Origin of the sequence: Pseudomonas sp. DSP3-2-3 (assembly GCF_049898225.1) — a bacterium.
GTDB lineage: Bacteria > Pseudomonadota > Gammaproteobacteria > Pseudomonadales > Pseudomonadaceae > Aquipseudomonas.
In genome coordinates, this window is sequence record NZ_JAFCXH010000019.1 from 103630 (window position 1) to 115742 (window position 12113).

Below are 12113 nucleotides of genomic sequence, written 5' to 3' on the forward strand. Positions count from 1 at the left end.
GTTTTAACCTCCAGGCGGCCCCTTTCATGAATGTTGCGACACTTCCGGATATCGCCGCGCAAGCTTCAAGACAGGCCCTGCCACTGGATTGGGTCGGCATGTGCGGCATCGCGCTGCCGATTCTGATGGAGGGCAAACGCCTGATCGCCAAGGCAGATGTTGGCGTGAGCCTCGATGACGGCGCTGCTCGCGGCATTCATATGTCGCGGCTATATCTGGCGCTGGAAAAGCTGGAAAACGAAGACTTGACGCCCGCGTCCATGCGCCGGCTACTTGAGAGCTTTCTACAGAGCCATGAAGGGCTTTCGAACAATGCTTATCTGAACATTCACGTGGAATCTCTGCTGAAACGACCTGCGCTGGTAAGCGCACTGGCTGGCTGGAAATCCTATCCAATCAGCATCTTCGCTCGCTTGAAAAACGGAATGTTCCACGTGGAACTAAAAATTGACGTGAGTTATTCATCTACCTGCCCCTGCTCGGCAGCGTTGGCGCGTCAGCTGATTCAGCAGCAGTTCATCGAGGATTTTCCCGCCAAGCAGCTTGAATCAGCCGCAGTCCTGGAATGGCTAGGCAGTACCGAAGGAATAGTTGCGACGCCGCACAGCCAGCGAAGTACCGCGCAGATTCACGTGCAACTCAATGAATTTGTTAGTGAATTCCCAACACTGCAATTGATTGATCAAGCAGAAGCGGCGCTGGGAACAGCAGTGCAGACCGCAGTAAAGCGCGCCGACGAGCAGGCGTTTGCCTTGGCGAATGGGCAAAACCTGATGTTCTGCGAAGATGCAGCACGACGGCTGCATCGAACGTTCAAGCGCAACCCGGCGCTAAAAGGCTTCACGCTGAAGGTCATCCACGCCGAGAGCCTTCACGCTCACGACGCGGTTGCGCAGAGTTCATGCAATTGGCTCTGCGCGTAACTGCTGGCTGAAACTCAAGTGCGCGGTTTAACCGCGCCGCATTGCTGACCGAGCCAGACCGCACGCGTATCCATGCTGCCGTTTTGCTGCTGACCGGTGGCGTTGAACGTGCCGATCACTTTGGTGGTGAACTCGCGATCACTCAGGAACTGCGCTTGCCCGGTGCCTTGCGCTTTCGGGCAGCTGAACTTGAAGTTCCAGTTCTTGCCATTGCGCGCCGTCACTTGCTGATTGCACCCGGATTTCGGATCAGTCAGCGGGATGTCGTCGGATTTGACCTGAGACTCAGTCAAACAAAACCGCACGCCCTTGCCGCCCAACGTCACGCCTTGTTTTTCCATCATGCGTTCCATCATGGCGCGCTGTTCAGGTGGCAGGTTTTGTAGCTGACCGAGCATCAGTTGCAGGTCCGGCAGTGGCTGCCCGTCAACCAACATATTGCTGGAAGTCAGCTCCCAGAGTCCCGGTTGAAGCATTTGGGCTTGCGCCAGCGGCGCCGCGAGACAACACATCAACGCCAACATGGGTTTGTTCATTTGTGAATCCTTGTTTCAAACAATTGATTGAGAAGACAGCCCGTCACAGACTGCGAACAATGAGGCTTAGACGACAGATCCGCCAGCCAGTTGCACGGCGAATTAAATAGCGACATTCACCATCGCCTGTGGTCTGTTAATGAGCAAATGGCCCGGAGCAAGATTGCGCATGGATTATCACAGCCCGTATTTTTTCGGCTATGTCATTGGTTTCATCCATCTCGTTGGAGCGGGTGCAGCAATTCACGCGTTGCTGACCGTACGCACTGCACAAGGCGCCATCGCCTGGGCCATGCCGCTGCTGTTCATCCCCTACGTCGCGTTGATTCCCTATCTGGTGTTTGGTCGCAGTTCGTTCGACGCCTACATCAAGGCGCGACGTCAGGCCAACGAAGAAATGCGCTCCGCGATCAGCGACCTCAACTGGCGGCCATGGATTGAAGAAGCTGTAGCTGCGCGCCGATCCGAGGCGTATGCATCCCTGCGCGCCATGCCCAAGTTGGGACGCATGCCAGCGCTGGCGAATAACGAAGTGAAGTTGTTGATCAACGGCGACGCGACCTTCGCTGCGATCTTTGAAGCCATCAGCCAGGCGAAAGAAACCGTGCTGATTCAGTTCTTCATCATTCACGACGACGAACTGGGGCGCAGGCTACAGAATCTGTTGCTGGAAAAAGCCGCTGAAGGCGTGGCGATCTACGTGCTCTACGACCGCATCGGCAGTCATGCCTTACCCGGCAGCTACAGCGAAAAATTACGCGCCGGTGGCGTGCAGATCAAAGCTTTTGCGACGCGCAGTGGTTGGCTGAACCGTTTCCAGATCAACTTCCGCAACCATCGCAAGATAGTAGTCGTCGACGGCGAACAAGGCTTTCTCGGCGGGCATAACGTCGGCGACGAGTACGTCGGTCTCAAGCCGCCGCTCGCACCGTGGCGCGACACCCATGTGCAAGTGATTGGTCCGGTGGTCGCGTGCTTGCAGGAATCGTTTGCCGAAGACTGGTTCTGGGCCACGCGGGAATTGCCACCGCTGAGCCTTCCCGAGTCATTCCCGGAAGACGGCGTGCTGTGCCAGTTGCTCGCCAGCGGCCCGGCCGACGCCCAGGAAACCTGCTCGCTGTTCTTTGTCGAAGCTATTCATTCGGCAACCGAACGGGTGTGGATCACCAGCCCTTATTTCATTCCGGATGAGGCCGTATCGGCGGCATTGCGCCTGGCGGTATTGCGCGGTGTCGACGTGCGGCTGTTGCTGCCTTCGCGCCCCGATCACTACATCGTCTACCTCGCCTCAAGCCTGTTTGCGTTTGAAGCGGTGCGTGCTGGCGTGCGGGTATTTCGGTACTTGCCGGGTTTCCTGCACCAGAAAGTGGTGCTGGTGGACAACGAGATCAGCGCCATCGGCAGCGCCAATCTGGACAACCGTTCTTTCCGTCTGAATTTCGAATTGATGCTGCTGACGGTGGACAGCGACTTCGCCAGCGAAGTGGAACACATGCTCAACGACGACTTCGCCCAGGCCCATGAAATCTCGATTCAGGAGAGCCGTGAAACTCACCATCTGCAACAACTGGGCATGCGCATCGCACGATTGATTTCGCCGATTCTGTAGGCGACGCAAAAACTTGTGGGACCGGATTCATCCGGGAAGAGGGTCGTACATTCAACAAATATGTGTCGACTGGAAAGCCGTCTTCCCGGATAAATCCGGTCCCACAGATTTAACCCGTTACCGATAAATATCCTCCCGCGTCCAGGGCAATTCGTGCCTGCCATCGGTATAAGGTTTTACCGCGAGGATCTGATGCAGATTGATCCAGCCACGGGCGAATGCGTAGGAACAACCGGCCAGGTACAGACGCCAGATCCGCAGGGTTTGCTCGGGCACCATCGCCGCAGCTTGGTCGAGCCTGGCTTCCAGTCGCGAGCTCCAATGCCCCAGCGTCTTGGCGTAGTGTAGGCGCAAGCTTTCCACGTCCACCACCTCCAGGCCCGTTTCGCTGATGTGGGCGCTGATTTGCGACACGTGCGGTAACTCGCCATTAGGAAACACATAGCGGCCGATGAACTCACCAGCGCCCCGCCCAACCGGACGGCCGTCGGTGTGCTTGGCGGTGATCCCGTGATTCATCACCAGCCCACCCTCGCGCACCGCGCCAAACAGCCGCTGGGCGTACAACTCAAGGTTGGCGTGGCCGACGTGCTCGAACATGCCGACGCTGACGACTTTATCGAAGCGACCGTCCTGGGGCAGGTCGCGATAATCGAGCAGTTGCAGATCTACCTTGTCCTGCAAGCCTTCGGCTTTGACGCGCTCGCGTCCCAGCTCCAGTTGTTCGCGGCTCAAGGTAATACCGAAGACTTTCACGCCGTACTCACGCGCAGCAAAACGCGCCAACCCGCCCCAGCCGCAACCGACATCCAGCAGATACTCGCCGGGCTTGAGCCGCAGCTTGCGGCACAGGTGATGAAACTTGTCTTGTTGCGCCTGTTCCAGCGATTCTTCGCCGGTCTTGAAGTAGGCGCAGGAATAGACCATCTCTTTGTCCAGCCAGAGCTGGTAAAAATCATTGGAAAGGTCGTAGTGATAGGAAATCGACGCGGCATCGGTGGCTTTGTCGTGTTGCGTCGACGAGTGGAATTCGCCGTCTTCATCGTCGACCAGCGCCTGGCTGAGTTCGTCACAGACCCTGACCACTTCACTGATCGAGCCCTCCATCTCCAGCCGGCCTTCGACAAACGCACTGCCGAGCAGACCAAGGCTTGGATGAGTGAATTCGGACACCAGCCGGGGATCCTTGACGACAATGGTGACGCTGGGCGCAGGTCCCAGATCCAGCTCATGGCCGTCCCAGAGCTTGAGGCGCAGCGGTAAATGAAGATTCTGTAAGGCCGGTGGAAGTTGCGCGAGCATTTGAGTTAACCCCCTGATCCAGAAACTCGAAAAGGGTAGTCCAATTCCAGCCCGGATTAACGGGCTGAAAGGCTATAGGCTTTATAGCAAAACTATAAAAATCGACTTCCGGGAACGGCCTTGTGCCCACTGATACGAGCCCACATTGCAGCCTTGTATTGAACACCCTTACCTTGAATGACCTCTAATTTGTAACAGAGTTCTTCAAAGCTCAAGCGAATTTTTATACTTAGCCTACTGCTCTAGCTCAAGCCTTTGCGCTAACCCAAGGTTTTTTCAGGCCTGTGGCGTTGTATCCAACTTTAGTAGCGGCTCCTGAAAACGCAACAATCTGCCCGCGTTTCCCAGCACCAGCAGCGTACTCAGATTGTGCAGAATGGCGGCGACCATCGCCCCTGCCGCGCCCAACAGACCAAAGGCTGCGAAAGCAACGATGGCCAGCGTCCAGCCCAGACCGATAATCACGTTGACTTGCAGGGTTCGCCGACACTGGCGGCTCAAACGCACGCACGTGCCCAGGCGGCGCAGGTCGCTGCCGATCAGCACGATATCCGCCGAAGCCAGCGCAATATCGGCGCCGCCCGCGCCCATGGCTACGCCGACGACTCCGGCCTTGAGGGCCAGCGAATCGTTGATGCCGTCGCCCACCACCATGGGCCGGAAGCCACTGGCGATTTCGCCCCGTACCCGGGTGAGTTTGTCTTCCGGCAATGCCTGGGATTCCACATCGGCGATGCCGACTTCCAGCGCCAGGCTGTCGGCCACGGTTTTGCGGTCCCCGGTCAGCAGCAGTTGCCGCCCCATGCCCAGTTCCCGCAGCTCAGCCAAAGCAAAACGCGCTTCCGGCTTGAGGCTGTCGGCGAGTAACAGCCAGGCAAGGAACACTCCGTCCATTGCCAGGCCAGCGATAGGTCCGTCGTGATTGGGCACAGCTGAAGTCGGGATGTTCAGTTGCTCGAACAGCTCGGGACGCCCCAGCGCTGCTTCGCCGTGTTCAGTGAACGCGATTACGCCCAAACCTTGCCGCTCACGAATATCGCTCAATACCAGCAGTTGATCCTTGCTCACCAGACCAGCCAGCGCGCGGCTGACCGGGTGACTGCTCGCCGAGCCTAGACTGGCCGCAAGGGGCAGCAAGTCCGGACGCTCGACGCCGACGGCCTGCACGGACTCAAGGCGCAGCGTGCCAAACGTCAGCGTGCCGGTTTTATCCACCACCAGCGAAGTCAGATCGGCCAGCTCTTCGAGAAATGCCGAGCTGCGAATCAGAATCCCGTGACGCGCCGCCACGGCAATTCCGGCAATGGCCGTCGCCGGAGCCGACAACACCAGGGCGCACGGACAAGCCGCCACCAATACCGCCAACATGGCCTGGGCATTGTTGGTGATGAACCAGGTCACAGCGGCAATCAGCAACACCAAGACCATGTAGCTACCGGCGTAACGTTCCAGCAGCCGGGTGATCGGCGGCTTGGAGCGCTCGGCGCTTTGCATCAGCGCGATCACTTTGCCCAGCGTCGATTCATTGCCGATGCGTGTCACTTGGATGCGCAGCAAGCCGTCGAGGTTAATCGCCCCACCGAACACTTCGATGCCCGCCCTCGCCTCCAGCGGTACGGATTCGCCTGTGATTGGCGCGGTGTCGAGACTGGCCTGCCCGGAAATCACCATGCCGTCGGCGGGTACGCGATCCCCGGCGCGGACTTCCACTTGATCCCCGGCCACCAGCGTCGAGTTATCCACTTCGCGGATGCTGCCATCGGCGTCGATCAGCCGCGCATGGCTGCGGGTCAAACGGCCCAGCGCCTGAATCGCTTCCTGCGAGCCAATCACGCTGCGCTCTTCCAGCACATGACCAAAGATCATGATGATCGGCAGCAAGGCGGCGGTCATCAAATCGCCAGTAGCCCACGCGCCGAGCATGGCCAGTGCGATCAGCTGATCGGTGATGCCGTGCAGGCTCGGGTGACGCAGGCTGTGCCAACCGGCGCTGACCACGGGAATCGCCACCAGCAGCGATGCCGCGCCCAGCAGCAACTGACTGACGCCGGTTTGCTCCGGCGCCACAAAGCGCCAGACCAACCCGAGCCCGAGCAGACCCAGGGCCAGCATCGCCAAGGTCAGTTGCCGGGCCGCGCTGCGTTGTTCCGCGCCGCTGAGCATGCTGCCCGCAGGTTGCGGCGCGGCGTGGCTGTGATCGTGAACGGCTTCGCCAGTCATTTTTCTGCTCCCTGAATAATCAGGCGGGAATCATCTTTGGGATCGACCGTGGTCACGGAACCTGCCTGACCGAGAATCTTCGGCACTCGTTCGCGATAGATGCGTTGCAGCAAACCGGGGTCGCTCTGGTTCTGGATCGACTGCGCGAGGCTGGTCACCGTGGCAGTGTCGGTCTGGGCCTTGGCCAAACGCTCCGAAGCCTGAGCATGGGCGACTTGCAACGTGCGGTCGGCTTGCTGATTGGCGGACTGATTGAGCTTTTCCGCGTCATTGCGCGCGTTGGCAACGGCTTGATCTGCCAACTGGCTGGCAGTCAGCACAGCGTTGAAGGCATTGACCGCCGCCGTGGGCAGACTCGATTGCACATCGACCCGCGCGACTTCGATGCCGATGCCCACGCCAGTAGCATTGAGTTCAGCCAGGCGCTGATTGATGCCGCGCACCAGATCGCCGCGCAGACGTTCCCGGCGCTCGGCGGCCTTGCTGTCAGCGGTGACCAGCTCGGGCCGGGCAACCAGAATCGTGTCCAGATCTCTGGCGGCCGTCAGCGCCACGGCACTGCGATTGACCAAGCGATCCAGCGCCGGCAAGACATGATCGCCTTGCAGCACGAACGCGTAAGGGTCGGTCACCTTGTAGTACACCGTGACGTCCAGCTGTACGACACCGGCGTCACCGGTCAACAGAAAACCGGAACCCGCCAGGGCATCGCTCATCGGCGCCGCAAAACTCGCGACCCGATCGGCCTGTACTGCCTGGAACGAACGCAGCAGCGTTTCGACCCGACGTTCGATGACTCGATCCGCCGAAGGCAGTAACACGACCTGCTCGAACGGCTGCGGCCACGCGGTCAGCAAACCGGCGTTCTGGATTCGTTCCAGCGCGCCGAGCCGCAACACCACCGCACGATTCTGCGGATCGATTTGCCGCACGTTGGACAACGCCCAGCCCAGCGCAGCCAGCAAGGTGACGCCGTACAGCGCAATAAACGCCAGACGACTGGCTTGCAGCCACGGGCTGTTCACCGGTGGCCGCTGGTTGTCCGCAGCGTCAGGCGCTACATGCTCGCTCATGGCTGCAATCCGCTTTTAGCGTCGAGCGTGGGCGGGCCGTCGATCAGCACCCGGAACGGCGCGGCGTCGGTGCGCAGAATCAACTTGGTGCCCGGCGTAACGATGGTGCCCAGCGTGTCCAGCGAACGCAGCAGGTTGTACAGCTGCGGCGAACCCGCGTAGGCACGGCCGTAAATCTGCGCGGCCTCGACCCGGGATTGCGCTTCGATGTCCGCCGCCTTGACCGTCGCATCCGCCTCGACAATGCGCGCGTCGCGTTCGGCAGCCGAGCGAATCTGCGCCGCTTCGCGCTTGCCCACGGCGGTCCGTTCAGTGGCGATGGTTTCGCGCTCGGCGCGCATCCGGTCAACCGTGGCGTTGAGAGTTACCGAAGGCAATGTCAGACGCTCGACGCCGACTTGCAGGACGCGCACGCCGTAAGTCGTAAGCAACTGCTGATCGATCTGCTGCCGCAACTGGTTTTCGAAATCGGCAATCCGCACCTGGCTGGCATCGGTATTGACCAGACTCGACAGATCGAAGCTGCTGGCGGTGGTTTCCAGCGCCGAGCCGACGAACGTGCGGATCTGGCGGGCGGCTTCGTCCGGCTGGTTTTGCACGGCGCGCATGAAGCGCTGCACGTTGTCCGGATCACCTTGAACCTGCCAGGCCACATAAGCCTGAACGATGATGCGCAGGCCATCGCGCGTACCGACGTCCTGCAGGCCGCTGGAAGTCGTGCGCAGGCGCAAATCCACGGGAATCGTGGCCTCGAACGGCGCCGGCCAGCGCCAGCTCAGGCCCGGCTCCAGCAACACGCGGGATGGATTGCCGAAGCGCGTGATGACCGTGGCTTCGCCCGAGCGGACTTGCACCAGGCTGGCCGCCGCGACTGCGAAAGCAATCAACACCGCCGCCAATGCCGCTCGCCGCCAGGGGAACGCCGCAGGACCTGCGTCTTCGCCAGGGTGATGCCCGTGATGATGGCCGCTGTGATCGTGTCCGGCGTGATCGTGATGATCGTGGTTATGAAACAGACTCAAGGGTCGACTCCTTATTGAACGGCTTTACTCGGCGCCGTTGGGTCTGCCGGTAGAGTGAAAGTACGCAGGTCGATGGTCGGCGCATTGTTCGCGCCGCCCAGACGGTGATCGAGCACCAGCAATTTGGCGTGGGTCAGGCCCTGGCTCAATTGGGTCAGGTATTGCTCCAGCAGAAAGGCTTGCCCGGCCTTGGCGAAACCCTGGCGCTCGGCACTGAAGCGCAGGTCCGCGCCTTGCGCCGTGGCCATGACTTCCCGGGCATTGGCCGTGGCCTGATCGTGAGCAATGCTGGCGTTTAGCTGCGCCACGTTGGCCTTGTCACTGGCCGCGCCGCGCTCCCGGGAAATCAGCGCCTGGGCACTGATCTGTGCGGCTTGCACCGCGTGATAGGCATTGGCAGCGCCCGCTGGCGGATGAATGGCTTCCACCACCGTGGCGAGGATTTCCACGCCGCTGTCCAATTGCTTGAGATCGGCCTGCACCGCCTTGCCAATGTCGTCGGCCAGACCGGCGCGTTGTTCGCCCAGCAGCTCGTCGAGGGTTCGCGAAGCAAAGTCATGCACCAGCACCCGGCTGGCGGTGCTGCGGATCAAAGTCGGCACATCGGCGGCGTTATAGGTCGCGGCCATCGCCGCTTGATCAGTCAGGCCAATGCGGTAGACGAAACGCACGTCCATGTTGACGATCTGGAAGCCCTGCTTGGCTCCGGCGCTGCTGGCGATCACCTGGGATTTCTCGTTGATGTGGCTGGCGTCCCACAACCGGTTGGCGGTCAGCGGCGGTGGGCCTTCAGCGGGGTCTTGCACCTGTTCCTGGGCGCCGGAATCGGAAACACTGGTCGCCAGCTCATGCACTACGCCGTTTTCCACCGCGATTACCCGTCCGAACGGCCAGGGCAATCCGGCATGCAGGCCGGGGCCGAAAACCTCCACCGGTTTGCCGAAGCGCTCGTAGATGCCTCGGCCTTGCATGGGGATTTCATGAACCCCGCTCAGCACCCAACCCAGCGCCACTACTACCGCCAGCACCGGAAGAAAGGCGCGACGCATGTAGGTAAACGCCCAGATCTGCCGCAGATCGATGCCGAAACGGTTATGCAATTCATGTTGCAGCGCCAACAGCGGCTGTGGCGGCCAGCGCAGCAGACCGGCGACAAAACTGCTGGCAGTCAGGCGCGGCTCAATGCGCACGTTGCGCGGGCTGAATAACGACAGCGCGGCGCGCAGCAGGAATTCGACCGCTATCAATCCCGGCAGCAGACCGATCAACACCGTCAGTCGCGCCGGCCACACGCGGTCGGCACTGGAGAAAAACAGACACAGCGCGCCGACCAGCAACACCGCAATCGCTACACGGGTCAGCTGCGCCAGTTGCCCGGCTTCAGGCCATTCGGCGGCAAGCTCGGAACTGAACTGTCGCTCAAGCACCAACAAGCCAAACGCCAGCAACAGAATCGCGCCGCCCGCAAGATTACCGAGCTGCGAGAGATTGCTGCCCGGCAGCGTCAGGTTCCAGACCAGCTGGATGCTGATCAACGCCAGCAACGCCCAGCCGCCGAGCCATAACGTCGACTTGCCAATCTGCGCCACCAGCGATGTTCCGCTGCCGCTGATGCGCGCCAACAGCCGCTCGTACCAGCCGGTCTCTTCTGTCAGGTTTTGCTTGATGACCCGCGGAGCAACGCTGCCAAGTGCCCGCGCGCGCCACAAAGCAACGCCATGGGCCGATTGCAACCCGCCAGCGAGCAGCAATAATGCAGCGGCGCCAGTGGTCAGCACCGCAGTCCACAAGGAGTTGGGCGAGAACAGATCAACGAACAACGACAACACCAACCCGGCGCCGCCCAAACCAGCGGCCAGCCACATCAGCCGCGAAAGCCGCGCCGCCTGCACCGCCGCCCTCTGAAACCTCGGCAAGCCATCCAGCCTGTCGTGCTCAACATCCAGATCAACCCGCATCACTACCCCAAAACTCACTGAATATTGCTGTCATGGATTCACTGCACCTAAACCGGCTGCGCAGGAGCGTTACGATATAACAGAAATGGTGAAATTTTTGTTCGGCTTTGGATTCACCAACAAAGAGGAGTCGCGAGAACTACCAGAATGTTCCTACAAAAAATTCGGCCTGATACCTACTTACACGCTAGGCGTCTACACGCAAAGTTCTGCCTTTCCCCAGGCCAAGGACTCGCCCATGCTCACCCCCGCCAACCAAGCCACCTTCACGCTGGATATCCCGGGAGTTGAGCATCAGCTTCGCGTGCTGAGTTTTACCGCCAAAGAGGCCGTCAGCCGGCCTTTCAGCGTGCGTATCGAACTGGTCAGCGAGCGGGCCAATCTTGCGCTGGAAGACCTGCTGCATCGGCAGGCTTTTCTGGCCTTTGACGCCATGGGCAATGGCCTGCACGGGCAGATCAGCGAGATCGCCCAGGGCGATTCCGGCAAGCGTTTCACCCACTATTTCGTCCGCTTGGTGCCCAATCTGCTGCGCCTGGAACATCGACACAATCAGCGGATTTTCCAGAACCAGAGCGTGCCGGAGATCATCGCCCTGGTGCTCAAGGACCACGGCATTCTCGCTGACGACTTCACGTTTCGCCTGAACAGCAAAAGCTGCCCGCCGCGCGACTATTGCACCCAGTACCGCGAAACCGACCTGCATTTCGTGCGCCGCCTGTGTGAAGAAGAGGGCCTGTCCTTCCACTTTGAGCACAGCCGCGACCGGCACCTGCTGATCTTCGCCGACGACCCTGTCGCACTGCCGAACCTGAAAAAGCCTACGGTTTACCTGCAAGGCAACGGACTGGTGGCCGAAACACCGGTGATCAACGCCTTCAGCGTGCGCCTCGCCACCCGCACCGGCAAAGTCAGCCGCCAGACCTATGATTTCGAGCAGCCCGGGATCGACATGCGGGCCAGTGCAAAGCTGACGGACGGGCGCGTGGATCTTGAGGACTACCGCTATCCGGCATCCTTCAATGACCGGCAGGTCGGCGCGCGCCAGGCGCAAGTCGTGCTGGAACGGCATCGCAGCGACTATCAACTGGCCAGCGGCAAAAGCAATCAACCGACGCTGCGCAGCGGTCATCTGCTGACCCTCGCCGAACATCCCCGTGAGGACTGGAATGCCCAGTGGCTGCTGGTTTCCGTGGTTCATGAAGGCAAACAGCCGCAGGTGCTGGAAGAGTACAGCGACCGCGCAGCTCAGCCGGGCGAGTTCAGCCAGGGCTATCAAAACCGTTTCGAAGCGATTCCCGGTTTGGTGCCGTTTCGCCCGCCACTCAAGCACCCCAAACCGCGCATCCTCGGCAGCCAGCACGCCATCGTCAGCGGCCCGCCGGGCGAAGAAATCCATTGCGATGCGTACGGCCGGGTCAAGGTCAAGTTCTACTGGGACCGCGAAGGCGTGCAAAACGAACACGCCAG

At 60.4% G+C, this 12113-nt stretch carries 9 protein-coding genes; 3 read left to right on the forward strand and 6 right to left on the reverse strand.

Annotation, left to right across the window (positions count from 1 at the left end; translation table 11 throughout):
* The first annotated feature begins 26 nt into the window (after positions 1 to 26).
* Positions 27 to 923 (forward strand): GTP cyclohydrolase FolE2, encoded by an 897-nt coding sequence (gene folE2, locus ACP7E4_RS20930; protein ID WP_426119298.1) that lies wholly within the window; start codon positions 27 to 29, stop codon positions 921 to 923.
* A 14-nt stretch (positions 924 to 937) separates the two neighbouring features.
* Here folE2 and ACP7E4_RS20935 read toward each other — a convergent pair whose 3' ends face one another.
* A complete protein-coding gene (locus tag ACP7E4_RS20935; protein ID WP_426119300.1) occupies positions 938 to 1459 on the reverse strand; it encodes a DUF3617 domain-containing protein in 522 nt (173 codons plus the stop codon).
* A gap of 169 nt (positions 1460 to 1628) precedes the next feature.
* Between ACP7E4_RS20935 and cls the strand changes: the two genes are divergently transcribed.
* Positions 1629 to 3068, forward strand: coding sequence for a cardiolipin synthase (cls, locus tag ACP7E4_RS20940; RefSeq protein WP_426119301.1), 1440 nt, complete (start codon positions 1629 to 1631; stop codon positions 3066 to 3068).
* Positions 3069 to 3185: 117 nt separating this feature from the next.
* On the opposite strand, the gene cfaB is transcribed toward cls, so the two are convergent.
* The 5 genes from cfaB to hflK (ACP7E4_RS20965) all read right to left on the reverse strand — a co-directional run bounded on the left by cfaB (position 3186) and on the right by hflK (ACP7E4_RS20965) (position 10643).
* Positions 3186 to 4370 carry a C17 cyclopropane fatty acid synthase CfaB gene (gene cfaB / locus ACP7E4_RS20945; protein ID WP_426119302.1) on the reverse strand — a complete coding sequence of 395 codons (1185 nt, stop codon included), beginning with the start codon at positions 4368 to 4370 and terminating at the stop codon, positions 3186 to 3188.
* Between the two features lie 276 nt (positions 4371 to 4646).
* Positions 4647 to 6590 carry a heavy metal translocating P-type ATPase gene (locus ACP7E4_RS20950; protein ID WP_426119304.1) on the reverse strand — a complete coding sequence of 648 codons (1944 nt, stop codon included), beginning with the start codon at positions 6588 to 6590 and terminating at the stop codon, positions 4647 to 4649.
* Positions 6587 to 7663 (reverse strand): protease modulator HflK, encoded by a 1077-nt coding sequence (hflK, locus tag ACP7E4_RS20955; protein ID WP_426119305.1) that lies wholly within the window; start codon positions 7661 to 7663, stop codon positions 6587 to 6589. The genes ACP7E4_RS20950 and hflK (ACP7E4_RS20955) overlap by 4 nt, the downstream gene beginning before the upstream one ends.
* Positions 7660 to 8685, reverse strand: coding sequence for a protease modulator HflC (hflC, locus tag ACP7E4_RS20960; RefSeq protein ID WP_426119307.1), 1026 nt, complete (start codon positions 8683 to 8685; stop codon positions 7660 to 7662). Before hflC ends, hflK (ACP7E4_RS20955) begins: the two co-directional genes overlap by 4 nt.
* Positions 8686 to 8696: 11 nt before the next feature.
* Entirely contained in the window at positions 8697 to 10643 is a 1947-nt protein-coding gene (gene hflK / locus ACP7E4_RS20965) for a protease modulator HflK (RefSeq protein WP_426119309.1), read from the reverse strand.
* Between the two features lie 238 nt (positions 10644 to 10881).
* Here hflK (ACP7E4_RS20965) and tssI point away from each other — a divergent pair.
* On the forward strand, positions 10882 to 12113 hold a 1232-nt coding region (gene tssI, locus ACP7E4_RS20970; RefSeq protein ID WP_426224899.1), incomplete at its 3' end, for a type VI secretion system tip protein TssI/VgrG.

Coding starts and splice junctions, on each gene's coding strand:
- folE2 (WP_426119298.1), top strand. CDS start 27: ATGAATGTTGCGACACTTCCGGATATCGCCGCGCAAGCTTCAAGACAG.
- ACP7E4_RS20935 (WP_426119300.1), bottom strand. CDS start 1,459: ATGAACAAACCCATGTTGGCGTTGATGTGTTGTCTCGCGGCGCCGCTG.
- cls (WP_426119301.1), top strand. CDS start 1,629: ATGGATTATCACAGCCCGTATTTTTTCGGCTATGTCATTGGTTTCATC.
- cfaB (WP_426119302.1), bottom strand. CDS start 4,370: ATGCTCGCGCAACTTCCACCGGCCTTACAGAATCTTCATTTACCGCTG.
- ACP7E4_RS20950 (WP_426119304.1), bottom strand. CDS start 6,590: ATGACTGGCGAAGCCGTTCACGATCACAGCCACGCCGCGCCGCAACCT.
- hflK (WP_426119305.1), bottom strand. CDS start 7,663: ATGAGCGAGCATGTAGCGCCTGACGCTGCGGACAACCAGCGGCCACCG.
- hflK (WP_426119309.1), bottom strand. CDS start 10,643: ATGCGGGTTGATCTGGATGTTGAGCACGACAGGCTGGATGGCTTGCCG.